The sequence below is a fragment of the Serratia sp. Z4 genome (assembly GCF_009900725.1).
Lineage (GTDB): Bacteria > Pseudomonadota > Gammaproteobacteria > Enterobacterales > Enterobacteriaceae > Serratia > Serratia nematodiphila.
In genome coordinates this window covers 958,392-983,840 of sequence record NZ_JAAABD010000001.1, presented here as the reverse complement: position 1 = coordinate 983,840, position 25,449 = coordinate 958,392, and the positions used below count along the sequence as shown (strand labels likewise).

The 25,449-nt window shown below is 57.4% G+C and carries 27 protein-coding genes and 1 tRNA gene; 14 read left to right on the top strand and 14 right to left on the bottom strand.

All coding sequences use genetic code 11. The annotated features are described in order from the left end of the window. The first annotated feature begins 24 nt into the window (after positions 1 to 24). Positions 25 to 600 carry a helix-turn-helix domain-containing protein gene (locus GT753_RS04780; RefSeq protein ID WP_015377381.1) on the top strand — a complete coding sequence of 192 codons (576 nt, stop codon included), beginning with the start codon at positions 25 to 27 and terminating at the stop codon, positions 598 to 600. 117 nt (positions 601 to 717) lie between these two features. Next, positions 718 to 1,188, top strand: a complete 471-nt coding sequence (locus GT753_RS04775; RefSeq protein WP_118892237.1) for a helix-turn-helix domain-containing protein — start codon at positions 718 to 720, stop codon at positions 1,186 to 1,188. Here GT753_RS04775 and GT753_RS04770 read toward each other — a convergent pair. Then, entirely contained in the window at positions 1,172 to 2,095 is a 924-nt protein-coding gene (locus GT753_RS04770; protein WP_088381451.1) for a LysR family transcriptional regulator, read from the bottom strand. The two genes, GT753_RS04775 and GT753_RS04770, sit on opposite strands and share 17 nt — an antisense overlap. 68 nt (positions 2,096 to 2,163) lie before the next feature. Here GT753_RS04770 and GT753_RS04765 point away from each other — a divergent pair, with 68 nt between their 5' ends. The 4 genes from GT753_RS04765 to GT753_RS04750 all read left to right on the top strand — a co-directional run bounded on the left by GT753_RS04765 (position 2,164) and on the right by GT753_RS04750 (position 4,997). Further along, a complete protein-coding gene (locus tag GT753_RS04765) occupies positions 2,164 to 2,781 on the top strand; it encodes a LysE family translocator (protein ID WP_076740359.1) in 618 nt (205 codons plus the stop codon). A gap of 78 nt (positions 2,782 to 2,859) precedes the next feature. Continuing rightward, the gene (gene wrbA / locus GT753_RS04760; RefSeq protein ID WP_015377377.1) at positions 2,860 to 3,459 is read left to right on the top strand and encodes an NAD(P)H:quinone oxidoreductase; all 600 of its coding nucleotides are present in this window, start codon (positions 2,860 to 2,862) and stop codon (positions 3,457 to 3,459) included. A gap of 235 nt (positions 3,460 to 3,694) precedes the next feature. Next, on the top strand, positions 3,695 to 4,009 hold the full coding sequence (locus GT753_RS04755) for a hypothetical protein (protein WP_004928047.1): 315 nt from the start codon (positions 3,695 to 3,697) through the stop codon (positions 4,007 to 4,009). A 187-nt stretch (positions 4,010 to 4,196) separates the two neighbouring features. After that, positions 4,197 to 4,997: a DNA/RNA non-specific endonuclease gene (locus GT753_RS04750; protein ID WP_015377376.1), complete on the top strand. Its 801-nt coding sequence runs from the start codon at positions 4,197 to 4,199 to the stop codon at positions 4,995 to 4,997. A gap of 49 nt (positions 4,998 to 5,046) precedes the next feature. Here the strand turns inward: GT753_RS04750 and GT753_RS04745 are convergent, their stop codons facing one another. Further along, positions 5,047 to 8,127, bottom strand: coding sequence for a MexW/MexI family multidrug efflux RND transporter permease subunit (locus GT753_RS04745; protein ID WP_004928056.1), 3,081 nt, complete (start codon positions 8,125 to 8,127; stop codon positions 5,047 to 5,049). A gap of 10 nt (positions 8,128 to 8,137) precedes the next feature. Beyond that, positions 8,138 to 9,223, bottom strand: coding sequence for an efflux RND transporter periplasmic adaptor subunit (locus GT753_RS04740; RefSeq protein WP_160125319.1), 1,086 nt, complete (start codon positions 9,221 to 9,223; stop codon positions 8,138 to 8,140). A gap of 145 nt (positions 9,224 to 9,368) precedes the next feature. Between GT753_RS04740 and soxR the strand changes: the two genes are divergently transcribed. After that, complete coding sequence (gene soxR, locus GT753_RS04735) at positions 9,369 to 9,842, top strand: redox-sensitive transcriptional activator SoxR (protein ID WP_075685677.1); 474 nt, start codon at positions 9,369 to 9,371, stop codon at positions 9,840 to 9,842. A 42-nt stretch (positions 9,843 to 9,884) separates the two neighbouring features. On the opposite strand, the gene GT753_RS04730 is transcribed toward soxR, so the two are convergent. The 8 genes from GT753_RS04730 to GT753_RS04695 form a co-directional block, all read right to left on the bottom strand. Then, positions 9,885 to 10,400: a LuxR family transcriptional regulator gene (locus tag GT753_RS04730; protein WP_197716271.1), complete on the bottom strand. Its 516-nt coding sequence runs from the start codon at positions 10,398 to 10,400 to the stop codon at positions 9,885 to 9,887. 91 nt (positions 10,401 to 10,491) lie between these two features. Next, complete coding sequence (locus tag GT753_RS04725) at positions 10,492 to 11,016, bottom strand: hypothetical protein (protein WP_004928070.1); 525 nt, start codon at positions 11,014 to 11,016, stop codon at positions 10,492 to 10,494. Between the two features lie 136 nt (positions 11,017 to 11,152). Continuing rightward, positions 11,153 to 12,217, bottom strand: coding sequence for a fimbrial protein (locus GT753_RS04720; protein ID WP_160125318.1), 1,065 nt, complete (start codon positions 12,215 to 12,217; stop codon positions 11,153 to 11,155). A gap of 15 nt (positions 12,218 to 12,232) precedes the next feature. Further along, a complete protein-coding gene (locus GT753_RS04715) occupies positions 12,233 to 14,728 on the bottom strand; it encodes a fimbria/pilus outer membrane usher protein (RefSeq protein WP_160125317.1) in 2,496 nt (831 codons plus the stop codon). A 14-nt stretch (positions 14,729 to 14,742) separates the two neighbouring features. After that, a complete protein-coding gene (locus GT753_RS04710) occupies positions 14,743 to 15,438 on the bottom strand; it encodes a molecular chaperone (RefSeq protein ID WP_118892700.1) in 696 nt (231 codons plus the stop codon). Positions 15,439 to 15,492: 54 nt separating this feature from the next. Then, the gene (locus tag GT753_RS04705) at positions 15,493 to 16,089 is read right to left on the bottom strand and encodes a fimbrial protein (RefSeq protein WP_004928085.1); all 597 of its coding nucleotides are present in this window, start codon (positions 16,087 to 16,089) and stop codon (positions 15,493 to 15,495) included. An 820-nt stretch (positions 16,090 to 16,909) separates the two neighbouring features. Next, positions 16,910 to 17,122, bottom strand: coding sequence for a hypothetical protein (locus GT753_RS04700; protein ID WP_004928089.1), 213 nt, complete (start codon positions 17,120 to 17,122; stop codon positions 16,910 to 16,912). A gap of 228 nt (positions 17,123 to 17,350) precedes the next feature. Next, positions 17,351 to 17,438: transfer RNA gene (locus tag GT753_RS04695), tRNA-Ser, on the bottom strand. Between the two features lie 225 nt (positions 17,439 to 17,663). Between GT753_RS04695 and yccA the strand changes: the two genes are divergently transcribed. Together yccA and tusE are read left to right on the top strand one after the other, a co-directional pair. Further along, entirely contained in the window at positions 17,664 to 18,323 is a 660-nt protein-coding gene (gene yccA / locus GT753_RS04690) for an FtsH protease modulator YccA (RefSeq protein ID WP_004928091.1), read from the top strand. A gap of 111 nt (positions 18,324 to 18,434) precedes the next feature. Beyond that, positions 18,435 to 18,764: a sulfurtransferase TusE gene (gene tusE, locus GT753_RS04685; protein WP_004928095.1), complete on the top strand. Its 330-nt coding sequence runs from the start codon at positions 18,435 to 18,437 to the stop codon at positions 18,762 to 18,764. A 34-nt stretch (positions 18,765 to 18,798) separates the two neighbouring features. Here the strand turns inward: tusE and yccX are convergent, their stop codons facing one another. Further along, complete coding sequence (yccX, locus tag GT753_RS04680; protein ID WP_004928098.1) at positions 18,799 to 19,077, bottom strand: acylphosphatase; 279 nt, start codon at positions 19,075 to 19,077, stop codon at positions 18,799 to 18,801. A gap of 93 nt (positions 19,078 to 19,170) precedes the next feature. Here yccX and rlmI point away from each other — a divergent pair, with 93 nt between their 5' ends. Both rlmI and hspQ read left to right on the top strand, forming a co-directional pair. Beyond that, complete coding sequence (rlmI, locus tag GT753_RS04675) at positions 19,171 to 20,361, top strand: 23S rRNA (cytosine(1962)-C(5))-methyltransferase RlmI (RefSeq protein WP_031300125.1); 1,191 nt, start codon at positions 19,171 to 19,173, stop codon at positions 20,359 to 20,361. 60 nt (positions 20,362 to 20,421) lie between these two features. Continuing rightward, the gene (gene hspQ, locus GT753_RS04670) at positions 20,422 to 20,739 is read left to right on the top strand and encodes a heat shock protein HspQ (protein ID WP_004928104.1); all 318 of its coding nucleotides are present in this window, start codon (positions 20,422 to 20,424) and stop codon (positions 20,737 to 20,739) included. Between the two features lie 60 nt (positions 20,740 to 20,799). On the opposite strand, the gene GT753_RS04665 is transcribed toward hspQ, so the two are convergent. Continuing rightward, entirely contained in the window at positions 20,800 to 21,213 is a 414-nt protein-coding gene (locus GT753_RS04665; RefSeq protein WP_015377364.1) for a CoA-binding protein, read from the bottom strand. 256 nt (positions 21,214 to 21,469) lie between these two features. Between GT753_RS04665 and GT753_RS04660 the strand changes: the two genes are divergently transcribed. Then, a complete protein-coding gene (locus GT753_RS04660; RefSeq protein WP_004928109.1) occupies positions 21,470 to 22,135 on the top strand; it encodes a DUF2057 family protein in 666 nt (221 codons plus the stop codon). Between the two features lie 124 nt (positions 22,136 to 22,259). Beyond that, positions 22,260 to 22,718: a methylglyoxal synthase gene (locus GT753_RS04655; RefSeq protein WP_015377363.1), complete on the top strand. Its 459-nt coding sequence runs from the start codon at positions 22,260 to 22,262 to the stop codon at positions 22,716 to 22,718. Positions 22,719 to 22,750: 32 nt separating this feature from the next. Here the strand turns inward: GT753_RS04655 and helD are convergent, their stop codons facing one another. Continuing rightward, positions 22,751 to 24,805, bottom strand: coding sequence for a DNA helicase IV (gene helD / locus GT753_RS04650; protein ID WP_160125316.1), 2,055 nt, complete (start codon positions 24,803 to 24,805; stop codon positions 22,751 to 22,753). Between the two features lie 166 nt (positions 24,806 to 24,971). Between helD and GT753_RS04645 the strand changes: the two genes are divergently transcribed. Next, positions 24,972 to 25,424, top strand: coding sequence for a YccF domain-containing protein (locus GT753_RS04645; RefSeq protein WP_004928120.1), 453 nt, complete (start codon positions 24,972 to 24,974; stop codon positions 25,422 to 25,424). The last annotated feature ends 25 nt before the right edge of the window (positions 25,425 to 25,449 follow it).

Sequence of the window (25,449 nt, the reverse complement as noted above, 5' to 3'; positions counted from 1 at the left end):
GCCAGTATGAGATAAAGTCCGGCGATGAGCAATACGGCGCATAACGCGAAAACCGATCCCCCCAAAGTGCTGCAGTACCTGAGCAGCAATCTGCGCGGCTACCGCCAACAGGCGGGCCTGAGCCAGATGGCGCTGGCCGAACTTTCCGGCGTCAGCCGCCGCATGCTGGCGGGCATCGAGGCCGGCGATCGCAACGTCAGCCTGGCGGTGCTCGACAAGATTGCCGCCGCCCTGGCGATTTCCTTTACCGATCTGATCCAGGCGCCGGAAGCGCGCGGCAGCCATCTGGTAGGGGAACTGGCCTGGCAAGGCGCACAGCCGGGCAGCCAGGCGCTGTTCGCCGCCAGCGTGCCGGCGCGCCAACGGGCCGAGCTGTGGGAATGGACGCTGATGCCGGGCGAGCGCTATGACTCGGCGCCGGACGCCGAAGGCTGGAGCGAGATGATCTATGTGATTGCCGGCACCCTGACGCTGGAACTGGAACAAGGCACGCTGACCCTTTCCGCCGGCGCCGCGCAAACCTTCAACAGCGATCAACGTTACGCTTACGCCAACCACGGCGATCTCCCGCTGCGCTTTATTCGCAACGTCGCCTTCTGACTGCCCGCCAGCCCGCGCCGGCGGCGGATGTCGTGTCGCTGTCGTGCCGCTGTCGTGGCGCCGCCACCCCGCGCCTCCTACACTGGATGACAGTGACAGCGAACTCGGGAGTGCATCATGCAAAAGTACCGCATCAGGCCGTTACGTCTGGAAAAAGGCTGGTCGCAGGAGCAGCTGGCGACCATCGCCGGCCTCAGCACCCGCACCGTACAGCGGATTGAAAACGGCGAACAGGCCAGCCTGGAAACCTTGACCGCAATCGCCGCCGCGCTGGGCGTGCAGGTCCGCGATCTCAACGCACAGCCGCAACAGACAATGGAGGAGGAGGAGCCTGACGAACAGCGCCTTCGTAGCCAGGTCGCGGCAGAAGGCAAACTGCTGAGCATGGCGGTGCGTTTCGCCGTGATTGGCGCGCTGCTGTTCGCCATTAATTGGTTTACCCACCCGCACTATCTCTGGTCGCTGTGGGCGATCGGCGGCATGAGCCTCGCGCTGGTCATGCGGGCGGTGCGCACTCTGCTGCTGCGCAACGTCTTCAGCCGCTGGCAGGAACAGCGGCTGGCGCAAAAACTCAGGCGTCTGCCGTGAGCGTTAGCCACTCGGCCAGCCGGGCCAACGCGCTGCCCGGCACGATCGCCTGCGGCGACAGCAGGTAATAGCCGCTGCCGTCGGGCGTAAAACCGAACGGCGCACTCAACAAACCGGCGGCCAGATCGTCTCGCACTTGTAACCACGGGCCGATCGCGATGCCAAGACCGGCGACCGCCGCCTGCAGGCTGAAATAGAAATGATCAAAGCGCTGCTCCGAATGCCCTGCCAACGCCATCCCCTGCTGCTGCGCCCAGTGCCGCCAGGCATCCGGCCGGGTGGCAGAATGCAGCAGTTTAGTGCCGGGCCGCAAACTCCGCAGGCTGCCCTCGGCGATCGTCATCCTTGCCAACGCCTCGGGTTGGCACACCGGCCCAACCTTTTCACTGAACAGCGCCAGGCTATGCACCTGCTTTCCCCAATCGAAGTCATTGCGCCTGATCGCCGCCGTAATGCCGTCATGGAACGAAAACGGCCCGCCACCGGCCACCAGCTGTAAGTTGATATCCGGGTGCGCCTGCTGAAAAGCCGGCAGGCGCGGGATCAGCCAACGCATCAACAAGGTCGGTTCACAGGACAAGACCAGCGGCGCGTCGAGCGCCTGCTGGCGCAGTTCCAGCGCGGTATGATCCAGAATGCCGAATGCCTGCTGCGTCGCCTGAAACAGCTTGCGCCCCGCCGCCGTGAGCAGAACCCGCCGATGGCGGCGCTCAAACAACGCCACGCCCAGTTCCTCTTCCAGCGCCCGCACCGCCCGGCTGACGGCGCCGTGCGTCAAATTCAGCCCCTGCGCCGCCTGCGTAAAACTTTCCAGCCGCGCGGCGGCCTCGAAGCAACGCAGCCCGCCCAACGGCAACGGCCTGCCGGTTTTGCGTGAGTTTTTCTCACCGATACTGTCACTATTCATCGTTTGTCACCGAGAAAAATTACTCTTATAAATCAGTCACTCTATTGATAAACATCGCAAGGATAACTATGACTGAACTCATCGCTGTCGTCACCATTACTTTACTCGCCGTGATAAGCCCGGGGCCGGACTTTGCCATGGTCTCGCGCAATAGCCTGTTGCTTTCGCGCCGCGCCGGCGTCTTGACCGCCTGCGGCATTGGCGCCGGGGTGCTGGTCCATGTCAGCTATACGCTGATTGGCGTCGGCGTATTGATTCAACAGTCGCCCTGGTTGTTTAACCTGCTTAAAGCCATCGGCGCCGCCTACCTGATCTACCTCGGCGTTACGCTGCTGCGCAACGCGGCGCACCATGATGCAGCCCCCACAACAGCGCCGGCCGCCATCAGCGATTTCGCCGCCTTGAAAACCGGCTTTCTCACCAACGCGTTAAACCCGAAAACCACCATCTTCATCGTCAGCCTGTTCATGCAGGTGGTTTCTCCGCACACCCCGCTCGGCGTGCAAATCGGCTATGGTCTTTTTATCGCCGCCGTCCATATCTTCTGGTTTGCCGCCGTCGCGCTGCTATTTTCCGCACCGGGCGTCAATGCGCGCTTTTTGCGTTTGCGCCGCGGCATCGATCGTACCTTTGGCGGGCTGCTGATCGCCTTTGGCGCCCTGCTGGCGATCGCCGGCATCAGGTAACGTCGTAACGCCAAGTTCGTCATTCGCTTCTATGCTTATCAGGGGTTTTTGTTAATCATCTGAGCGGGAGTACAGAACATGACGAAACTGTTGGTGCTTTATTACTCAATGTACGGCCACATCGAACGCCTGGCGCAGGCGGTGGCCGAAGGGGCGAATCGGGTCGATAACGTGGACGTGACGGTCAAACGCGTGCCGGAAACCATGACGCCGGAAGCCTTCGCCAAGGCCGGGGGCAAGCAACACCAGCAGGCGCCGGTCGCCACCCCGCAAGAGCTGGCGGACTATGACGGCATTATTTTCGGCACGCCGACCCGCTTCGGCAATATGGCCGGGCAAATGCGCACCTTCCTCGATCAGACCGGCGGCCTGTGGGCTTCCGGCGCGCTGTACGGCAAGGTAGGCAGCGTCTTCTCCTCCACCGGCACCGGCGGTGGCCAGGAACAGACCATCAGTTCGACCTGGACCACGCTGGCACACCACGGTTTCATCATCGTGCCGATCGGCTATGCGACGCAGGAGCTGTTTGACGTTTCACAGGTGCGCGGCGGCACCCCGTATGGCGCCACCACCATCGCCGGCGCCGACGGTTCGCGGCAGCCGAGCAACGAAGAGCTGACCATTGCCCGTTATCAGGGCGAACACGTGGCCAAAATCACCGCCAAGCTGAAAAGTTAAGCGCCCTCCAGCCTCGTGATCCAAAGGGCCGCGCATTCGCACGGCCCCATCTTGTTGCCGACCCGCCGCAAGGTTAGAATGCCCCTCCCCCGGCCATTCAACGTCTGAAGGCCAGGCCCGAATTCGTTCTGCCCGTCGCTCATCCGCTTTCAGCCCGAGGACGGGCGTTCTGTTTTTTGCGCACAGCGAAGGGAATAAGTCAGTGTCTAAAGATTTTGATGAACTAATAAGAGACATGGATCTTATTATTGAAAATGTAGACAGCTTCAAGGCTCTGGCTCCGCGCGCACCCGAGCCGGCTCCGGCCCCGCCGCCGCCGGTTCATCACTACGACTCGTTCTGCGAAAACATCGCGCTGAAAGTCGTCTTGAAGGTGCTGCTGTCTTCGGTGGACAAGATAGTCAAAGTGCAGATCGCCAACAAGGTCGAACAGGAAATCGCCCAGATCGAACAGCAGGTGGTGCGCGCCGGCGGCGGCCCGGTATCACCGGGCGATCTGGCGCAGATGACGCACTACGTTCGCCGCACGGTCAACGATCTGCTGGAATAACCCCCTTTGAAACGGCGTCTGTTGGACGCCGTTTTTATTTCCGCCGAATTTAACGTGTGGCCTGGCTGTACCATGACTGACACATTCACAACATGAATATGTTGCATTGTTGTATTCGTTTCACTGCGATAAGTTTAATTTACTGTAAATATATACAGTACTTTTTTAACTTATTGAGGATATGAATATGCGCTTTAACAACAAGATGTTGGCCTTGGCCGCCCTGCTGTTCGCCGCGCAGGCGTCGGCCGACACGCTCGAATCCATCGACAACTGCGCGGTCGGCTGTCCGACCGGCGGCAGCAGCAACGTGTCTATCGTGCGTCATGCTTATACGTTGAACAACAACAGCACCACCAAGTTCGCCAACTGGGTGGCCTATCACATCACCAAAGACACGCCGGCCAGCGGCAAGACGCGCAACTGGAAAACCGATCCGGCGCTCAACCCGGCGGATACGTTGGCGCCCGCCGATTACACCGGCGCCAACGCCGCGCTGAAGGTCGATCGCGGTCATCAGGCGCCGCTGGCCTCGCTGGCGGGCGTCTCCGACTGGGAATCGTTGAACTACCTGTCCAACATCACGCCGCAAAAGTCCGATCTGAACCAGGGCGCCTGGGCGCGGCTGGAAGATCAGGAACGCAAGCTGATCGATCGCGCCGATATCTCCTCGGTCTATACCGTGACCGGGCCGCTGTATGAGCGCGATATGGGCAAACTGCCGGGCACCCAGAAAGCGCACACCATCCCCAGCGCCTACTGGAAGGTGATTTTCATCAACAACAGCCCGGCGGTGAACCACTATGCCGCCTTCCTGTTCGACCAGAACACGCCGAAGGGCGCCGATTTCTGCCAATTCCGCGTGACGGTGGACGAGATCGAGAAACGCACCGGCCTGATCATCTGGGCCGGTCTGCCGGACGACGTGCAGGCTTCGCTGAAGAGCAAACCGGGCGTTCTGCCGGAGTTGATGGGCTGCAAAAACTGACGAAAAAACCCGCCGAAGCGGGTTTATTCTTCACGCGGGCGCCGGCGGATTATTCCGTCAGCGCCTTTTGCGCGGCGGCCAACTCACGCTGACGAGGTGAGGCTACCGCGTGATCACGCGCCAACAGCGTATACACCGTCGGCAACACAAACAGGGTAAACAGCGTGCCCACCAGCATGCCGGAGACGATCACCAGCCCCAGGCCGAAGCGACTGGCAGCCCCGGCGCCGCTGGCGAACAGCAGCGGGATCAAACCGAACACCATCGCCCCGGTGGTCATCAGAACCGGCCGCAGACGAATTTGCGCCGCCTGCAAAATCGCGGCGCGCCGCGTCAGCCCCTGATGCATCTGCAGCTCGTTGGCGAACTCCACCATCAGAATGCCGTGCTTGCTGATGAGCCCGATCAGGGTCACCAGACCGACCTGGGTATAGATATTCATCGTGGCGTAGCCCAGCGCCAGCGGCAGCAAGGCGCCGCAGATCGACAGCGGCACGGTGATGAGGATAATCAGCGGATCTTTCAGGCTCTCGTACTGCGCCGCCAGCACCAGGTAAATGATCACCAACGCCGCCAGGAACGCGAACGCCAGCGCGCTGCCCTCCTGGGTGTATTGGCGCGAATCCCCCTGCCAGTCGTGGCTAAATTCGGCCGGCAGCGCATTGGCCTGCCGTTCGAGGAAAGCCACCGCTTCGCCCATCGAAACGCCGGGCGCGGGAATCGCCTGCAGGGTGGCGGCGTTCTGCTGGTTGAACTGGGTCAGCTTGTTCGGTTCGACCTTAACGGCCACCGATACCACGGTGGAGAGCGGCACCAGCGTATTGTCTTGGGCGCGAACATATTGCCGCGCCAGCGCCTGCGGCGTCAGCCGTTGTTCGCGCAGGCTCTGCGGGATAACGTCATAAGCGCGCCCGTCCATCCCGAAGCGGTTGAGGTAGTTCTCTCCCACCAGCACCGCCAACGATTCACCGATGTCGCTCATGCGTATCCCCAGACTGTTGGCCTTGGCGCGATCGATGTGCACCTCCGCCAGCGGGTTGTTGTAGTCCAAATCGCTGTCCACCACCATAAACAGGCCGCTGTTTCTGGCGTTCTGTTTCACCTCCTCCAGGGTGCGGTACAGCTGCGGGTAGTCCTGCGGCGTACGCAGCACCATCTGCACCGGCAGCCCCCCGGTGGAGCCTGGCAAGGCGGGCAGCTGGAAGGCGAAAATGCTGGTGCCTTCAACATCGTTCACCGCCCGTTGCAGATCGGCCTGCACCGCCGACGCCGAGCGCTGGCGCGCCTGCCACAGCGTCAGGTTGATGCCGCCGATGCCGGACGCCGTGCCGTCGCTGCCGTTGATGATCCAGCGGCTTTCGGTTTCCGGCATGCGGTTGTAAACCTCGTCCAGCTTGTAGGCAAAGCGTTCGACATAGTTCAGGTTGGCCTGCTGCGGCGCCTTGATGGCGGTCAGTACGATGGCCTGATCCTCGGTCGGCGCCAGCTCGCGCTGCGGCATCAGGTACAATAGCGGCAGGCTAATCATCACCAGCAGCGCCAGCGTGCCGGTCAGCCAACGGTGATGCAGCGAGAAATCCAGCGCGCGCGCATAGCGCCGCGTCAGGCCGCCGAAGAACCACTCGGCGGCGTGCGCCACGCGCCCTTCGCTCTGTTTGGCCGGCAGCAGGAGTGAACTCATCACCGGCGACAGCGTCAGCGCCACCACGCCGGACACCACGACCGCCCCGGCCAGCGTCAGCGCGAATTCGCGAAACAGCGCGCCGGTCAGCCCGCCCATCAGGCCGATCGGCGCATAGACCGCGGCCAGCGTCAGGGTCATGGCGATCACCGGCCCGGCCACCTCGCGTGCGCCGATCATCGCCGCCGCCAGCGGCGTTTTCCCCTCTTCGATATGGCGATGCACGTTCTCCACCACCACGATGGCGTCGTCCACCACCAAACCGATCGCCAGGACCATCGCCAGCAGCGTCAGCAAATTGACGCTGAAGCCGAAGGCCAGCATCAGCCCGGCGGCGCCAAGTATCGACAGCGGAATGGTCACCACCGGGATCAACACGGTGCGCAGCGACCCCAGACACAGGTAGATCACCGCCACAACGATCGCCAGCGCTTCGAGCAGGGTATGCACCACTTCATCGATCGAGGCCTGAATAAAGCGCGCGGTCTCGAACGCCAGCGCCATCTTCACGCCCGGCGGCTGCATCTTGTCGATCGCCGGCATCAGGTGACGAATGCCGTCGACGATCACCAGCGGGTTGCCGGTCGGCGTAGGGAAGACGCCAAGGAACACCGCCGGTTCGCCATCCATCAAGGCGCTGGTTTCCGTGGCTGCGGCGCCCAGCTCCACGGTGCCGACGTCTTTCAAGCGCACCAGACCGTTGCCGTCGTTGCGCACCACCAGATTGCGAAACTCCTCTACGCTGGTGAGATCGGTATTCACCCGCACGTTGGCAACCACATACTGCCCTTTCACCTTGCCCGGCGCCGCCTGGTAGTTGTTGCGCCGCACCGCATCGGCCACGTCGGCAGCGGTCAGACCGCGGCCGGCCAGCCGATCGCTGTCCAGCCACAGGCGCATCGCCATTTTTTGCCCGCCGAACACTTCAACCTTGGCGACGCCGTCGATGGTGGTGAACATCGGTTCCACCACCCGCGTCAGGTATTCGCTCAGCGCCGGCGTGGACAGCGTTTTACTGGAAAAACCGACATAGGCCACGGCGGTAGCTTCACCGGCGGAACGCTCAATCACCGGATCGTAAGCCTGCTCCGGCAGCTTATAGCGCACCTGGTTGACCTTGGCCATCACTTCGGTCAGCGCCTGGGTGGAGTCGCGGTTCAGCGCCATGCGCACCGTCACCACGCTGCGCCCCTGCACCGAGGAGGAAGAAAGGTAGTCAACGCCCTCGACGGAGGACACCGCCTGGGCGATCGGCTGCGTAACAAAGCCCTGCATCAGCTCGGACGACGCGCCGGGATAGTCGGTGCTGATGGTGATGGTAGAGTTTTCCAGCAGCGGGTATTGGCGGATCGGCAGTTTGCTGAGCGCCAGCGCGCCGAACAGCAGAATCAAGGTGCTGACCACCAGCGCCAGCACCGGCCGGCGCACGAACAGATCGGTAAATGTCATCGGTCTCTCCTCAGGAACCGGCCTGGGCGGCGTTCAGAGCATCCTGCGCTACCGGCTCGGCCGCCATGCCGTCGCTCAGCTTGAGCTGGCCCGAAGTCACCACCCGGTCGCCTTCCTGCAGGCCGCTGACGATCTCGACGCGCCCGTCGTTGCGCTCACCCACGGTGACCGAGACGCGCTTGACCGTCATGCCCTTTTCACCCTGCTGCGCGACGAACACGGTGTCGCCGTACGCCGTATAGGTCAGCGCCGTTTCCGGCACCGTCAGCACCGCCACGCGCTGCTGCTGCGTGACGCGAATGCCGGCGTACATGCCGGCCTTCAGCAATCTCTGGCGGTTAGTCAACGTCGCCTGCACCTGTACGGTGCGAGATTTGCCGATCATCGGATCGATAGCGGTAATAGCGGCGGGGAAAGCGCGCTCGGGATAGGCGCCGACCTGCACCGATACCGCCTGGCTCAGCGCCAACCCGGCGCTGCTTTGTTCGTCCAGCGAGAAATTGACCCGCAGCGTATCGGCGTCCACCAGGTTGGCCACCGCCTCGGCGGCGTTGAGGTATTGCCCTTCATGCACGCGACGAATGCCGATGACGCCGGAGAACGGCGCGCGGATCGCCTTTTGCGCGATTTTGGCCTGCGTTTCCTGCACCGCACCGAGCGCCATATCCCGTTCAGCCAGCGCATCGTCCAACTGCTGCCGCGCGGTGGCGTTGAGGTTCATCAGCTTGCGCATGCGCGTCAGCAGCAGATCGGCATTGCGCAGCTGCGCCTGCAGGCGCACCAGCTCAGCCTGCTCGACCGCATCGTTGAGCTGCACCAGCAGTTGCCCCTGCCGTACCGTTTGGCCGGATTCGAACAGGATGCGCGTGATGCGGCCGCTGGTCTCTGCCGCCACTTCCACCTGGCTGGCCGCCTCCAGCTCGCCTACGCCGGCGTAACTGCGCGCCGCCTGTTCACGCAGTGCGGGCGCCAGCGCCACTTTCACCGGCGGATAGGCCGGCGCGCCTTCGCTTTGCCGCGCGGTGGATCGCATCGCTACCGCAGCGACGGCGAGCGCCGCCAGCAGCGCGGCAATAATGAGGTATCGTTTCATCATGTAACGGTTTCTTCCTGATTTTACAGCCAAAGCCACCCTTCCCCCGACGCAGCGCAGGCAAGTGACGAAAGATGCCGGTTGCCAAGCCCGGCTGGCTGCACTATAAAACCTCAGGTTAACTTGAGGTCAAGCCGAGGAATGTGGAATGGCAAGAAATGAACCGATTAACACCTATCGGCTATTGACCGTTGGGGAAGTGGCGAAGCGCAGCGGCGTGGCGGTATCCGCGTTGCACTTTTACGAGAGCAAGGGGTTGATTCAGGCGACGCGCAACGCCGGTAACCAGCGCCGCTACATGCCGGTGGTGCTGCGTTACATCGCGGTGATCAAGATCGCGCAAAGCGCAGGCATTCCGCTGGAGGAGATCCGCACCACGCTGGGCCGCTTTCCCGCCGGCAGCAAGCTGACCTCAGAACAATGGGGGCTTTTGTCCTCCGCCTGGCGCAAAACGCTGGATGAGCGCATTCAACGGCTAACGATGCTGCGCGACCATCTCGACGGCTGCATCGGCTGCGGCTGCCTGTCGCTCGCCGACTGCCCGCTGCGCAACCCAAACGATATTTTGGGCCAACAGGGCGCCGGCGCGCATATTTTCGTGCGCCCGGACGAGCACGGATGAACAGGCACTCTCCCCGCGGCCAACGCCCCTGTGGGATTGCGATTACACTCGCTCATCCGCAGCCAAAATGAACTGATGAAAACGTTCAATCTCCAGCTTACGCATGGCATTCATTTTATGCTGGCTGACGGTTTTCTCGGAAATGCCCAACGCCTTAGCGACGCCGGTATTCGGTTTTCCCGCCAGCAGCATGGCCAACACCGAAAGCTCGCGCGGCGACAGGCTCTGCCCTTTGCAGCTCGCGGTGAACATTTTTATTGCCTCAACGAACGTCGTAAGACCGATGTTTTTTTTCAGACAGTTAAAATTCGCCAGTCGCGGCGTTTCCACGCCGGTTAAGACGATCGTATTGTCAGGCCTGTCGATAATATGCGATAAGAAATTCATAACCCGACAGATAGACGAGAAAGAGACGATGACCACTTCTGCATGACAATACATGGCATGTAATCCACGGCGTGCAGATGAATGCAGCCCCATAACTTCAACGCCCTCCAACGACATTAAGATCTGCGATATGCCATAGAATAAATAGTAATCATCAGAAAATATAGCCACTCGCACAGGATCACCCCACTGCTATTTGTCATGGGCGCGTTTTTAACAACGCCCCCATGGTAGTCATGTCAATTAACTTTATTGGTTCGACTTACTTAAGTGAAGAACATAATGAGATCAGCAATGCGGACAGCGATGAAAGATATTTTTCATCCAAATTCATAATGCCATCTTCACTGTATTTCACGTTATTATCTAGAATTTCATGAATACTCTCGACGGCGCATACGGCATCCTTCCAAACTACGCGTCGACCGAAAGGCGAAGCGCCGAGATATTGCGCGCTTTGGCGAAAGCCAACGATAAAATCGCGCAATATATCGAGCACAATCAATACTTCCTCCCTGCTGATACACCGCTTCATTTGCACTTTATCCAGGAAAACGCTGAGCGTGCTTTGTAAGGAAAACAGGTTCTTGAACAACCCGCCGGCGATATCCTTCGGTGTTTTCACGCTGGTTGATATGACAAAAGGAAGCTCTCCATGCTGCGAGATATATTGATAAAGCCCATTTATCGCCGTCGTCGGCTTAATATCCAAACCGCGAAGAATGACGTCAACCTCATCTTTTAGCGATTTTTCCACTTTGACACCGATCTGGATTTGTTCCGTCATACAATTCATCCTCAACATAGAGATCCGGATTAAACACCAATATTATTCAAGCAAATAATATTCGCCACCAATTACCATGTTAAGATTTTTCTTATATGTGGCAACCTGTTTTTTATTATTAAAAATAACAAAAGAATTATTTATATATAATGTTAAGCGTAGCCGATGTGTTAATTCCCCCGCTGCTCATTGCGGTGGGGCTGTAAGGATAATAATAGGCCGCCATGCCGATGGAAAATTGCGCATCCAAGGCATTGCCGGTTCCCACGTGAAATAATGAAGTCGCCGCGCCTGGCGTCACGCTGGAAAGCGACAGCGTGACGGGATTATTCGGCGAAGCCGTCTTGACCAGCCGGATGCCAATGCCTTTTGCCGCCTCAGCGCTTTTATCAATCAAAACCGTATTATCCGAAGACAACAGATTATTGCTGGATAAAAACATATTGATATCCCGATCGGCCGTGCCGCCGCTTTGCCGATTCTGGCAGCTGAAATTCAGCGTAAAGGGCGTCAGGCCATTTTGCGCCCCCTGAGTAATCTGCGATATCCCCAGCGTCGGCAACTTCACCGCCAGGCCGGCATTGTCGAAAGTGCAGGTCGTCATCTTGGGCGCATACTTGATGGTCATCGGCTGCCCGTACATGTCGCGCTGATCGTAAGGCCAATTGAAACCGTTGAGCAGCCAGGTCAAAATCTTCACCAACTGCTTGGCGGGCCACAAAATGATCTCCAGCAAGGACATCCCGCTCAGATCGGTCACGAACATCACGTCCTTAAGGCTAACCGTGTCGCCGGGTATCGATGTTCCCGTCTTGCTGACCAGACTGAAACGAATATTCATCGGCTGATTCAATTCCGAAGCGGAATGCGATCCCCAACCGCTAAGTTTTTTGTTGGCGATGTCGTTGGTTATTTCCGCGCGTATCCAATATTTACCGTTGTTGAATCCCAGAATGGTCGCCTTTGTGCTGTCGGTTGACAGGATGCGCGTATAGCCGAATTCGCTGCTCGAGGTTGAACAACTGAATGAACCGCTGTATTGCGTATAAAAACTGCCCTCCCAGACCGGTGTTTTATCGCTGAGCTTATCCGACAAATCGACGTAGAAAGGCGGCGTATATTGGATGCCGTTGCCGTAGCATGAAGCGTAACTGTAACCGCTGAACAACAGGGACAGGGTCAGTGCGAGTATCCTGAGCATGGTGTAATTATCCTTTTATCGACATGTGTTGGCTGCGCTGTCCATCGAGATTTTCGGGCGTTCAATCTTGCAGACACCGTCATTCAGCCTGACCTCCAGCGACGTGGGTTGCTGTTCCACACGCAGATACAGGACGCTGGCCTGCCCGACGAAGCCAATGGCATGCCCGCTTTGATCCGCCACCTCCGCACCAAATGGCAGGGGCTTATTGCCGCGCTTAAAAGCGCGCAGCGTATAAGGCCGACGCCGATCGGTTTCGAATCTCAAATAGTTGACGGCGCCGGCATAGGGCACGCTGTTGGCGATATTGCCGACAATCTCGGCGCCGGAACTGTTGCCGGTATCCGACAATGTCACGGAGTTTTGCCGGTAAGGCGTGGCGTAAGGCACCAAAGCCAGCCCTTCGTCGTTAGTGACGATGCTCTCGTCGCCGTTCACCATCAGCCCTTTGGCCTTGGGCGCGTCCACCACCATCATGGTGTTGCCCATTTCGTTGGACGCCAGCAAATGCCAAGGGATCGCCACCAGGCTGCCACGGGCGCTCATGCCCAACTGTCGATAGTCTGATGATTCACTGTAGGAGCCGCCAACGGTCGTCGCGTTGGCGCGATAGGCGGCATTCACGCTCGCCATGCTGTTGCCGCCGCTTTGATTGCTGCCGGCAAGCGCATAACTCAGACGGTTTGATTCCAGCGCATTGCCGCTCAGGCTCAGCGAGCTTTGCTGATAGTGCGAATCGGTGGCGGATAAGCTGGTGCTGAGATAGGCATTGTTGTCGAACATCGACAACGGCACGCTCAGAGAGAGATAAAACCGCGTCTCTTCTTTGCGATCGGAATTTCTCACGCGACTCGCGGAAATGTTGTAACTGACGCGCGCGAAGGCGTTTGAATACCCGAGCTGGTATTCCCGGCTTTTATTCGTATCCGACCAATAGTCGCGCTGGGTGCCGGAGAAATAGAGCGTGCCCCACCCGTCTGCGAGCCTCTGATTCAGGTTCAAATTGAAGGTATTGCGCGGACGAGCGGCGCGAACGGCGTCCCAGGTATTCAAATCCAGCGGGGCAAGCTCATCGTCATCCCGATCGTTCCAATAATCGTGAAAGCGCTTGTCACGCTCGCGGTAGCCTTGATGGGTGTAGATGGCATCGTTGAAACTGTAATAACCTTTGGTCGAATAACGGTATGCCGCCAGCGTGAAGTTGGTTGCGGTAGCGTCCAAAAACTTGCTGTAGGCGATCCGAAAACTTTGCCCATTCTCATTGCGATCCTGCAAATGCGTCGAGGCCTGAGTCACATCGACGGATACCGCGCCGAACGGCAGATTCCAGCCACTGCCCAGCAGCCAGGCGCGATAGTCCTCGCTGAGGATCGTACCGGCGTAACCGGTGACCAGATTATTGAAGCCGTACTGCAGCGTGCCCTGCACGAAAGCGGGCGCATAGTCGGTATCCGCCTGATTGACCTTACCGGCAACCAGGCCATATTTGCTGACGCCCTGCTTCAACATGTTGGGAACGGCGGAAAACGGCACGGTAAAGGATTGTTCCCGCCCGTCGGCTTCCCTGACCACGACCAACAGATCACCCGCAGAACCGGTCGGCAATATATTGTCCAGCGTAAAGGTGCCCGGCGGCACGTTCTCCTGATAGATGAGGTTGCCGTTTTGCAATACTTTCACCAGGGCATTGCTCTGCGCCACGCCCCGTACTATCGGCGAAAAGCCCTGCTGCGAATTGGGCCGCATGTTGATATCCGAGGCTAAAGCGCCGCCCCGCACCCGAATCGAGTCGAACAAATCACCCGGCGAATAGAAATCGCCCATCGTCAGGTTCGATTTTATGGCGGCGAAGCCACGCTGCACATAGCGGGTATTATTTTGCCAATCGCTGCCTTGCCGCGAACTGCTGCGGAAATTGCTGCTGTCTCTGAATTGCCAACCCGCCAGATTGACCCCCGATTCCAAACCGGTATAGAAATCGTCGTTTGACGCCTTGTCGCCCTGCAACGACTGCACGTGGTAATAGGTGGCGTTATAGGCCAGCAGCAACGCAGGCACGCCGCGATCCCAAAATTTGGCGTCAACATAGCCGGCCTCTGCGCGAATCACTCGCGACTGGGGCACCGTCAGCTTAAGGCTCAACATCCCCACATCGAAGTCCGCCCTTCCTCCTTGCACCAACGTTTGGACGGGGATCGGCCCCTTGTCCACCCCGATGGACAAACTACTCATATCGATGCCCAACAGGGCGGCGTCACGATGGGCGATGCGAATATCGCCTTTATGTTCGCCGAACTGCAACGAGAACCGCCCTTTCCAACTCTGGTTGACATACACGTCGACCGTTTGCGTGCCTGCCGGCATGTCATTATTGAGGTAAAAACGCGACAGATCGGATTCGCTGGACGCACCGGCCAATAGAGAAGTGTCGAATTTCATCGCCGATGCTTTATTTAACGGTATGAATACAGATGCGGTCAGTATCGAAAGCAATTTTAGTTTAAGCTTCATGGCCGTTCTTCACGTTAGCGGGCTGTAATGGCTTTAGATTTATAAGCCCCCAGGTCGTCGATATAGAGCAGGGTGTAGGGGATATTCCGGCTCACGCCAACTTTGGTCGGGGCAAAGAGGCTGGAATACGGCCCGACCATCACTGAGTCGACCAACAGATTCTTTTTGCCTTTCTGATCAACATTGGCCAACGTAAAATAGTAAGGGCCTTTGTTGATAATCTTAAATCCCTTCCCCGCCGCCTGGAGTTCAATGAAGTCGCTGATGTTATTGACACTGCCGGTTAACCCTGCCGGACGATAAAATAGCTTGATGCGTGATTTGATGGCTAATTGCAGCGTATTGACGCCCTGCAAATTCTCCGGCGTAGGCGGAATATCCAGCACATTCAAATAAAATACCGACTCACGATCGCCAGGAAGCGCCGCGCTCATTTTTTGTATGCGTAATTGCTGGCCATTATTTCCGGCAACTTTCACAACCGGCGGGGATAACAAGAACGGCACGTTTGCCGTTTCAGGCGTCGAGTTTATATCACCGTCATCAATCCATGCCTGCACCAGTGCCGGATCGTCACCATTGTTGACTAACTGAACGATAACATCCTTGTTTTTTTCCGGATAAATAACGCGCGTTCCATTAATTACAATATTGGCATCGGCGCAAAAGCTGCTGAGAAACAATCCAGCAAAGATTAAGCACTGTTTCATAGTCACCCCAGAAGCCAGGCCTTTGCCTTGGGCGTAGGCCTGGCTTAATTGCAATTACAGGTAAGAAATGGTGTAAGTCACGTTGGAACTCAATTCCCCCACTTTTGCTTCCAACGCATTGGTCTTGTAGTAATAGGCGTCCAGCGTCAGCGTTTCGGCATCCGGCGCCGTTTTATCGCCTTTGATCTTGGTGACATAAGGCACGTTCAATGGAATCGGCGTAGATGAACCCGGCTCAGCCAGAGAAAAACCGACGTTTTTCGCTACGGCGGCGTCGCTTTCATTCACGGAGTTGTTCAGCAGATATTTCCCGTCGGTAGAGATATTATTCGCCGAAGAGAAGTAGATCTTCAGCGGCGTACCGGCCGTTCCCGCCGCCGGCGTGCAGCCGGAGAACGTCAGCGAGAAAGATTTCTTGTTTTTGGTGATGGGGCCGACCACGGTGCCCGCATCAGTCACGGAAATCGGGCTGAGCGCAACGGTAAAATCGGCGCTTTTCCCGCCATTGATGGTACAAGTGGTATCCGTAACGGCACCGCTAAACGAAATAACGCCACCGGCGGAATTATCTGCCGCCGTTGCGCCCACAGATGTTAACGCGGCAGCCAATACCGCCAAAGAGATGCCTTGCTTAATCATAATAAACCCCATTACTTTCTTCGCTGAGAGTGCATATATAAAATGACCTACACCATTAAACCGTTTAGAGGCTAACGAAGCTTAGGCAATAGCAGAGTATTGACAGCATCCTGCCATCTAAAAGTTTATATGCGACGGTATATATTTATATATATCCAAGTGTATTCTAAAAGATATCCGGCATGGGAAAAATCTCATTCACCGCCAGATGCAGAACATATTAATTCCAAAGACAAAAAAATTGCAACATCGAATCAAATAATTTTCATGACAATAAAAAAAATGAATCGAGCAATGGCCGGAAGGATGTGCGCCTTAAAAGAGTGAGTGCGACAGGCTGCTTACTGCGCGGGTTCAATGAGCGCCGCCATTTCCTCATAAAAGCGCTTGCGGCATAAAAAACAAAAAACCATTGATATAAAAAGAAAAAACACACACAAAGAAAAATCTTAGATTCCTTAACCCCCTTCCTACCCTCACGTAAGGTTTACTCCCCCCCTACCTTAAAAATTATCCGACCTACCGCTATAGGAGTAGCCCGAGAATGCGACACTATCTGCACATGAATATTCAGATACACAAGAAACAGCGTTCGAATTTCCTTCACTCAGTCGATAAGGATGAATTTTTCAGAGAAAAATATATCTTTCCCTATCAATATAAAACCCACCTTTAAAGTATATTAAAAAATATACTGAAGGATAATTCATTTAAATAAATCGCTACAGGGGTCAAACAAGATGGGGGAAAAGGGATGCATCGCGAGTAACGGCGGGAATAAAAAACCCGAGCGCCACAGGCTCGGGTTGATAGCAACACAGACATTCGACGATCAGAGCGGCTTTTCAGTCCGTACGATGCCGTGATTCTTCATCACCTCTTCCATCGTAAGGCTATCGTCATACGGCGTCTCGTCGACCACGACGTCTTTCGGACGCTCATAGGGTTTGGTCGCACGTTTGAACATCCACCACCATACGAACACCAGGAAAGCGCCGGACTTGAGAAAAATCATGGTCCATAAGGCGACTTGATACCAGTTCATCTCTGTCTCCATAAGAGCATTAAGCGAAATTGATAAGGCGGCGTTGCTTGTCGCACCGGTAACGCCTGGCAACTGCAGGCATCCGAGCGGCCGGCCTTGATAGGTGCATAATCTCACCGACGCATGGCCCTTATCAATAGCCGATCGCGTTTCCTGCAGAAGCGCCCCGGTTTATCCGCACGCAAAAGCAAAAAACCCCGTGCTCAGAGAGCACGGGGTCAGAATGTATGGCGGAGGAGCAGAGATTCGAACTCTGGAACGGTTTCCCGTCGACGGTTTTCAAGACCGTTGCCTTCAGCCACTCGGCCACCCCTCCGCAACGACGCGCACTATAAACAGACCTTATTCGCTTGTAAAGCCCGAACGCGTTCAACCGCGCGAAAAATCGCCGCAGGCAAAGCAAGCGGCGATCAAACGAACACCCACCCCGCTGTTGCCATAATGATAACTAAGGGTAAAGATTGGTAAACAAACTTTAATCAAGCCCTTGCGCTGCCTATCATCGGGATTATTTTGTGATGGCCTGATAAGAGAGAGCATTATGGACCGCATTGTCGTCTCATCTTCTTCGCGCGACTCGCTGCTCAGCACGCATAAAGTCCTGCGCAACACCTATTTCCTGTTATCCCTGACCCTGGCTTTCTCAGCCCTGACCGCGACCGCCAGTACAATGTTGGGTCTGCCTGCACCAGGCTTGCTGCTGATGCTGGTCGGTTTCTACGGCCTGATGTTCCTGACCCATAAACTGGCCAACAGCCCGGCGGGCATTCTGGCGGCTTTCGCGCTGACCGGTTTCATGGGATACGCCCTCGGCCCGATCCTCAGTTCGTTCCTGAACGCCGGCGCGGGCGATCTGATCATGCTGGCGCTGGGCGGCACCGCCGCAGTGTTCTTCTGCTGCTCGGCGTATGTGCTGACCACCCGTAAAGACATGTCGTTCCTGTCCGGCATGATGATGGCCGGTTTTGTGGTGCTGCTGGTGGCGGTGATCGCCAACCTGTTCCTGCAGATCCCTGCTCTGCACCTGGCTATCAGCGCGCTGTTCATCCTGTTCTCCGCCGGCGCGATCCTGTGGGAAACCAGCAACATCATTCACGGCGGCGAGACCAACTACATTCGCGCCACCGTTAGCCTGTACGTGTCGCTCTACAACATGTTCATCAGCCTGTTGAGCATTCTGGGCTTCGCCCGCAGCAACTGATCGCGCGTTACGCATGCCTTCCAGGCCCCGCTCCGGCGGGGCTTTGTTTTTGGCGGCCGAAAAAATTTGCTAAACTGGCGGCCGTTCCGAATTATCCGTTATCGAGGCAGTATGTTGGAGTTTGAAGGTCAGGTTATCGACACTGACGCGCAGGGCTATTTGAAAAACAGCGCCGACTGGCATGAGGGCCTGGCGCCGCTGCTGGCCGCGCAGGAAGAGATCGTGCTCACCGAAGCACACTGGGAAGTGGTGCGCTTCGTGCGCGACTTCTATCAGGAATTCAATACGTCGCCGGCTATTCGCATGCTGGTCAAAGCCATGGCGCAGAAATACGGCGAAGAAAAAGGCAACAGCCGCTATCTGTATCGCCTGTTTCCGAAAGGGCCGGCCAAACAAGCCACCAAAATCGCCGGCTTGCCGAAACCGGTGAAATGCATCTGACCGCGCCGCCCGCAGCGCCGCTGCAGGCGAACATTCAATAGCGAATGCCAAACCCGGCGTAATCAGCCACCCCCTGCGGTTCCACCAGCACGCGTTCAACGCGCGCGCTGCGCGGGCCGCCCTGTTTCAACCACTCCACCAGCTTATCCACCTGCGCCTGTGTGCCGCAGGCCACCACCTGAACGCTGCCGTCATCGAGATTGCGCGCATAGCCGGTCACCCCCAACGCCTCAGCCTGCCGCTGAGTGGAATAGCGGAACCCTACCCCCTGCACCACGCCATACACATACGCAGCAATGCAAACTTGTGTCATAATCGCCCCCTTAATTCAGTTTTCATTATGGCATTGCCGTGCCTTTGCACCGCCGTGTCACTCTTTCTATCCTAGCTGGCAGCATTATTAATTATGACCGTACGCCTGTTTCTCGCCAAAGGACGTGAAAAGTCCTTACTCCGTCGCCACCCTTGGGTGTTCTCCGGCGCCGTTCAACGCGTTGAGGGTAAAGCCCTCTCCGGTGAAACCATCGATATCCTCGACAGCCAGGGCAAGTGGCTGGCGCGCGGCGCCTATTCGCCCGAGTCGCAGATCCGCGCACGCGTCTGGACTTTCCAGCAGGATGAAGAGATTAACATCGATTTCTTCATTCGCCGCCTGCAGCAAGCGCAAAGCTGGCGCGACTGGGTCGCGCAGCGTGACGGTCTGGACGGATACCGCCTGATCGCCGGCGAGTCCGACGGCCTGCCGGGCATCACTATCGATCGCTTCCAGAATTTCCTGGTGCTGCAGCTGCTGTCCGCCGGTGCCGAATACCAGCGCCCGGCCCTGCTTTCCGCCCTGCAGCATTGCTACCCGGAATGTTCGATTTACGATCGCTCCGACGTTGCGGTGCGTAAAAAAGAAGGCCTGCCGCTGGCGCAGGGTCCGGTGCTGGGCGATCTGCCGCCGGAACTCCTGCCTATTACCGAGCACGGCATGAAGCTGCTGGTGGACATTCAGCAAGGGCACAAGACCGGTTTCTACCTCGACCAACGCGACAGCCGCCTGGCGGCGCGGAACTACTCTGCCGGCCGCCGAGTGCTGAACTGCTTCTCCTACACAGGCGCCTTCGCCGTTTCCGCTCTGATGGGCGGCTGCGCGCAGGTGATCAGCGTGGATACCTCGCAGGCGGCGCTGGACATCGCCAAACAGAACGTCGAACTCAACAAGCTTGATCTGAACAAGGCGGAGTTCGTTCGCGATGACGTGTTCCAGCTGCTGCGCAACTACCGCGCTCAAGGCGAAAAATTCGATCTGATCATCATGGATCCGCCTAAGTTCGTCGAGAACAAGAATCAGCTGGCCAGCGCCTGCCGCGGTTACAAAGACATCAACATGCTGGCGCTGCAGTTGCTGAATCCAGGCGGCATTCTGCTCAGCTTCTCCTGCTCCGGCCTGATGCCAACCGACCTGTTCCAGAAAATTTTGGCCGATGCCGCTGTAGATGCCGGACGTGATGTACAATTTATAGAGCAGTTCCGCCAGGCTGCCGATCACCCGGTGATCGCCACGTATCCTGAGGGGCTGTATCTGAAAGGCTTCGCTTGTCGGGTGATGTAACTTGAAATGCGCTGCCTTGCCCCCATATATGAGCAAGGCATTGTTTCTCAGGAGGTCATCATGATTGCCAGCAAATTCGGTATCGGACAACAGGTTAGGCATAAACTGCTGGGGTATTTGGGGGTCGTTATCGATATCGACCCGGAATACTCTTTAGAACAACCCAAAGCTGACGAGATAGCGGCGAACGACGAACTGCGTTCCGCCCCTTGGTACCACGTGGTGATGGAAGACGAGGAAGGCCAACCGGTGCACACCTATCTGGCGGAAGCGCAGCTGGATGGTGAGCCCCAGGAGGCGCACCCCGAGCAACCATCGCTGGATGAACTGGCGGAATCCATCCGTCACCAGTTACAGGCGCCACGTTTGCGCAATTGACCGCGCCAAGACCTGAGAAACCCCGAGAGGGCCCGGCATCGCGCCAGGCCCTTTTTTTATTTAGCGCTCCAGCCCTAAACGCGGGATTTCTATTTTTGGGCAGCGATCCATCACCACGCGCAGCCCAGCCTGTTGCGCCAGCGCTGCCGCCTGATCGTTGATCACCCCTATCTGCAACCACAGCGCCTTGGCGCCGATCGCTATCGCCTCTTGCGCCACGCCGTAAGCCGCCTCCGAATTGCGAAACACGTCAACCATATCCACCGGCTGTGGGATAGCGGCCAGCGTAGGGTAAACCTGCTGCCCCAGCAGCGTCTGCCCCGCCAGTTTTGGGCTGACCGGGATCACCTGATACCCTTGTGCCAACAGATATGCCATCACACCATAACTGGGCCGCGACGGGTTATCGCTGGCGCCGACCAGCGCGATGGTTTTCACCTGCTGCAACAGCTCAACAATCTCTTGATCTTGCATCTTCAACTCCCGTTTATCACTGCGTCACTTTCCATTTCGAGTGTAACCGATCGGCATTCGCTCGGTTAAACGCTAATGCGAAGGAAACTTCACCGCAATCTTATGGTCAGAGGCTGTCGCGGTTCAGCTGCGCACGGTCGTGTCTAATCGCGATAAAATATGTAAAAATGTAAACAAAATACCCGATTGAAAAATTTTGACACAACCTATGCCGTGTTCAACACTTAGAGCTACGTCACTTTATAAGGAGATAATGATGAAATTTGGTCTGGTGGTTGCGGCGTTGCTCAGCATCAGTATGCCTGCCGCGGCTACGACCCTGAAACTCTCCCCGGACATCGACCTGCTGGTGGTCGACGGCAAGAAAATGACAGGTTCGTTGTTAAAAGGTGCCGACAGCCTTGAACTGGATGGCGGACAGCACCAGTTGCTGTTTAAAGTGACCAAAACCGTACGTTCCGGCCAGCATACACAGGCCTATACCTCCCTGCCGCTGGTTGCCAGCTTCAATACGCAAAAGATCAGCCAAGTGGCGATCGAACTGCCGCGCATCGAGAACGATCGTGATGCGCAACGCTTTGACAGAACGTTAAATTATCTGGTGGTCGATAAAGACGGCAACGCCTTGCCATTCCGGCATGATGCGCTGCATCCCGACAGCGTCACCTTCAATACCGATTTGGAAAAGGTGATGACCGATTACAACCGCCAGAACCGCCCAGCCTCCGTTCCGACCTTTGTGCAGGCGAACGCAGGCAATCCCTCAACCCCCGCGTTGGCCGGCGCACCGCTGAATGCCCCGACGGTGACGTTGAAAGGTGAAAACGTGTCGGAACAGATGCTGCAATACTGGTTCCAACAGGCCGACAAGGAAACACAGAAGCGCTTCCTGCGCTGGGCCAATAAACAACCGATTCGCTGATCCCTCCCGGCGTCTTCCCCCGCAAAGGCGCCTTTTCTTCGCATTTTCAAGCGCAAACGCTAGGCAGTGAAAAACAGTTTCAGTAATCTGTCGCACATCCCCCTGATTAGCGAAGGACACCGAGATGGAATTGACTACCCGCACTATCGCCGCGCGCAAACACATTGCGCTGGTGGCGCACGATCACCGCAAACAGGCCCTGTTGGAGTGGGTAGAAAGCCACAAGACTATTCTGGCGCAGCATCAGCTGTACGCCACCGGTACGACTGGCAACCTGATACAGCGCGCCAGCGGCATTCCGGTCACCAGCATGCTGAGTGGGCCGATGGGCGGCGATCAGCAGGTTGGCGCACTGATTGCGGAAGGCAAGATAGACATGCTGATCTTCTTCTGGGATCCGTTGAACGCGGTGCCGCACGATCCGGACGTGAAGGCGCTGCTACGGCTGGCGACCGTATGGAATATTCCGGTGGCCACCAACCGCTCGACCGCGGACTTTCTGATCGACTCTCCGCTGTTCAAAAGCGAGGTGGAGATCGCTATCCCCGACTATCAGCGCTACCTGCAAGACCGCCTGAAGTAGTCCTCACGGCCTGGCTGCCGCCAGGCCCGAGCTTACGGTTTTTTCTGCACCGGTACGCCAAGATCCTGCAGGTGTTCAACGAATACCGAAGGGTGCTCACGATCCTGCAACAGCCATACCTGATGTTTAGCGCGAGTTAACGCGACATACAGCAGACGGCGTTCTTCGGCATCCGGGAAATCCTCCGGCCGCGGCAGTAGCACCTCTTCCAACACCGACTCGCGCGCCACGGCGGGGAAACCGTCACGCCCCTCATGCAAACCGGCAATGATGACGTATTCCGCCTGCTGCCCCTTGCTGGCGTGGATGGTCATAAACTCCAGATTCAGTTTAGGCCAGCGGGTGGCCGCTTTCGCCAACGCTTCCGGTTTCAGATGGTGGTAACGCGCCAGCACCAGGATGCGTTCATCTGGCTTGGCGTAGCCGCTCAGCTTGTCCAGTAAGGGTTCCAACTGCTCGTGCGGCAGGATCGCCACCGACTTTTTATTGCCCTTGCTCAGGCTGTTGAGCGGTTTTTTCAGCTGGTGCGGATTCTGCTGCACGAACCGGTTGGCCACCTCGCCGATACGTTCGTTGAAGCGATAAGTCGTGTCCAGCGCGCACTGCGCCCCTTCGCCGAAGTGGGTGGCAAAAGCCGTGGTTAACGTCAACTCTGCGCCACTGAAGCGATAAATCGCCTGCCAGTCATCCCCCACCGCAAACAGGCAGGTCTGCGTGTTCTGTCGGCGTAATGCCGCCAGCAATAACGCACGCTGCGGTGAGATATCCTGAAATTCGTCGACCAGAATATGTTTCCATGGGCTGACGAAGCGCCCCTTGTCGAGAATGTTGACTGCCTGATGGATCAGGCCGGAGAAGTCCACCGCCCCTTCTTCTTTCAAGGCGCTTTTCCAGGCTTTCAGCAGCGGCGCCATCAGCCGGATGCGTTTCGAAAACAGATCGCGGATGTCTTCATCCGCCTGCTCGATCATTTCCGCCTGGCTGCCGCCGTGCATGCGCATCAACCCCAGCCATCGCTCGAGCCGGCCCGCCAGCCGATCCGCGAGGCGTTTATCCTGCCAGAAGTCGCCTTCCGGCACTTCCCATTCCAGCTCTTCGGTCAACCATTGACGCCACCCCTTGGCCTGGGCTTTCTTCTCCGCGCACTGTTGGCGCCAATGGGTAATCAGCAGCGCTTTGCGCGCGTTGGCATCGGTTTCCAACCTGCTGATGGCCGGCGCTTTGCGGCTGCCTTGTTGAATGATTTGCAGCGCCAAGGCATGGAAGGTCTTGGCCTGAATGCCGACATCGCCCAAACGTTCTTTGATGCGGTCGTTCATCTCGCCGGCGGCCTGGCGGCCGAACGCCAACAGCAAGATTTGCCCCGGCTCCGCCTCCTGACGGCGCAGCAGCCAGCCGGCGCGCGCCACCAGCACCGACGTTTTGCCGCTGCCGGCGCCGGCCAACACCAGCACGGAATCCTCGCCATTGACCACCGCCCGGCTCTGGGCGTCGTTGAGCGGCGAGCTCTCGACGGTCTGGAAGAAGTCGTGATGTTGCTCCAGCATGCGATCGGTCCACTGCCGGTTGCGTTGTTCAACGCTGCGTTGCCCCTGCTGCAGCCATTGCAGACACAGATGGTAATCGGCCCGGCAGTTATCGAATTCATCCAGGCGCGCTACCGGCATCGGCAGCGCGGAGAAAGCCTCACGAATTTGCTGCTGCAGCTTGCCCAGCTCAGACTTTTTGAACCATTTATCTTGCTGCTCAATGCGCTGAATCTGCGCCACCTGCTGTTGCAGCACGCCGGCGCTGACCTCACTCATTTCGGCGCTCCAGTGCTGCCACGCCTGCTGCAGATAGTGATAAAAACGCTGCGTTTCCTGCCATTCGGTACCGTGCAGCCGCACCACTTTTTCGTCCGGCAATTCAAATTCCAGCTCGCCCCAGACGATGCCGCGCTTGCACCTGACCTGAATCAGTTGATTGAAGGGGATCAGGTATTCATGTTTTTCCCCGCTCACCTCAACGCCGGCGTGCAGCAACCGCACGCGGTTATAAGGGTGCTGAGCCAGGTGTTTCCCCAGCGATGTCGCTTTAAGTTCCATATCGTCGCGCCATGACTATGTTGAGAGTAAATAACGGATATCTGCCAGTTTACCTGCGATAAGCAGTGGCACTCTAGCGCTAAAAAAAGGGTAGAATAGATTTTGCGTTTTTATCGTGAATACGCCCGCATCGCGGTTTGGCTATCATTAGAGCAGAATGACGTCTATGCGTACTGTACTGAATATTCTTAATTTTGTGTTGGGCGGTTTCTTCACCACGCTAGGCTGGCTCATTGCGACAGTGTTCAGCGTGCTACTGGTCATCACGCTGCCGCTCACTCGCTCCTGCTGGGAAATCACCAAGCTGTCACTGGTGCCGTTCGGCAACGAGGCGATACATGTCGATGAACTGTACCCGGAGAAAAGCAATGCGCTGCTCTCCGCCGGCGGCTCACTGCTCAACATTATCTGGCTGGTGCTGTTCGGCTGGTGGCTGTGCCTGTCACACATCGCCGCCGGTATCGTGCAATGCGTTTCAATCATCGGCATTCCGGTCGGTATCGCCAATTTCAAAATAGCCGCCATCGCGCTGTGGCCGGTGGGGCGCCGCGTCGTCTCGGTAGAAATGGCTCAGCAAGCGCGTATTGAGAATGCTCGCCGCCACTATCATCAGCGTTAATTTTTTCTCCGTTTGAGGAGTTTTT

Bases quoted from the DNA above. Each gene is read 5' to 3' on its own strand.
- GT753_RS04765 (WP_076740359.1), top strand. From the start codon at position 2,164: ATGACTGAACTCATCGCTGTCGTCACCATTACTTTACTCGCCGTGATA.
- GT753_RS04740 (WP_160125319.1), bottom strand. From the start codon at position 9,223: ATGATGAAACGATACCTCATTATTGCCGCGCTGCTGGCGGCGCTCGCC.
- soxR (WP_075685677.1), top strand. From the start codon at position 9,369: ATGGCAAGAAATGAACCGATTAACACCTATCGGCTATTGACCGTTGGG.
- GT753_RS04770 (WP_088381451.1), bottom strand. From the start codon at position 2,095: ATGAATAGTGACAGTATCGGTGAGAAAAACTCACGCAAAACCGGCAGG.
- wrbA (WP_015377377.1), top strand. From the start codon at position 2,860: ATGACGAAACTGTTGGTGCTTTATTACTCAATGTACGGCCACATCGAA.
- rlmI (WP_031300125.1), top strand. From the start codon at position 19,171: ATGACCGTACGCCTGTTTCTCGCCAAAGGACGTGAAAAGTCCTTACTC.
- GT753_RS04715 (WP_160125317.1), bottom strand. From the start codon at position 14,728: ATGAAGCTTAAACTAAAATTGCTTTCGATACTGACCGCATCTGTATTC.
- GT753_RS04705 (WP_004928085.1), bottom strand. From the start codon at position 16,089: ATGGGGTTTATTATGATTAAGCAAGGCATCTCTTTGGCGGTATTGGCT.
- yccX (WP_004928098.1), bottom strand. From the start codon at position 19,077: ATGACACAAGTTTGCATTGCTGCGTATGTGTATGGCGTGGTGCAGGGG.
- GT753_RS04755 (WP_004928047.1), top strand. From the start codon at position 3,695: ATGGATCTTATTATTGAAAATGTAGACAGCTTCAAGGCTCTGGCTCCG.
- hspQ (WP_004928104.1), top strand. From the start codon at position 20,422: ATGATTGCCAGCAAATTCGGTATCGGACAACAGGTTAGGCATAAACTG.
- GT753_RS04665 (WP_015377364.1), bottom strand. From the start codon at position 21,213: ATGCAAGATCAAGAGATTGTTGAGCTGTTGCAGCAGGTGAAAACCATC.
- GT753_RS04780 (WP_015377381.1), top strand. From the start codon at position 25: ATGAGCAATACGGCGCATAACGCGAAAACCGATCCCCCCAAAGTGCTG.
- helD (WP_160125316.1), bottom strand. From the start codon at position 24,805: ATGGAACTTAAAGCGACATCGCTGGGGAAACACCTGGCTCAGCACCCT.
- GT753_RS04660 (WP_004928109.1), top strand. From the start codon at position 21,470: ATGAAATTTGGTCTGGTGGTTGCGGCGTTGCTCAGCATCAGTATGCCT.
- GT753_RS04725 (WP_004928070.1), bottom strand. From the start codon at position 11,016: ATGACGGAACAAATCCAGATCGGTGTCAAAGTGGAAAAATCGCTAAAA.
- GT753_RS04710 (WP_118892700.1), bottom strand. From the start codon at position 15,438: ATGAAACAGTGCTTAATCTTTGCTGGATTGTTTCTCAGCAGCTTTTGC.
- GT753_RS04700 (WP_004928089.1), bottom strand. From the start codon at position 17,122: ATGAACTGGTATCAAGTCGCCTTATGGACCATGATTTTTCTCAAGTCC.
- GT753_RS04775 (WP_118892237.1), top strand. From the start codon at position 718: ATGCAAAAGTACCGCATCAGGCCGTTACGTCTGGAAAAAGGCTGGTCG.
- GT753_RS04720 (WP_160125318.1), bottom strand. From the start codon at position 12,217: ATGCTCAGGATACTCGCACTGACCCTGTCCCTGTTGTTCAGCGGTTAC.
- GT753_RS04750 (WP_015377376.1), top strand. From the start codon at position 4,197: ATGCGCTTTAACAACAAGATGTTGGCCTTGGCCGCCCTGCTGTTCGCC.
- tusE (WP_004928095.1), top strand. From the start codon at position 18,435: ATGTTGGAGTTTGAAGGTCAGGTTATCGACACTGACGCGCAGGGCTAT.
- yccA (WP_004928091.1), top strand. From the start codon at position 17,664: ATGGACCGCATTGTCGTCTCATCTTCTTCGCGCGACTCGCTGCTCAGC.
- GT753_RS04645 (WP_004928120.1), top strand. From the start codon at position 24,972: ATGCGTACTGTACTGAATATTCTTAATTTTGTGTTGGGCGGTTTCTTC.
- GT753_RS04745 (WP_004928056.1), bottom strand. From the start codon at position 8,127: ATGACATTTACCGATCTGTTCGTGCGCCGGCCGGTGCTGGCGCTGGTG.
- GT753_RS04655 (WP_015377363.1), top strand. From the start codon at position 22,260: ATGGAATTGACTACCCGCACTATCGCCGCGCGCAAACACATTGCGCTG.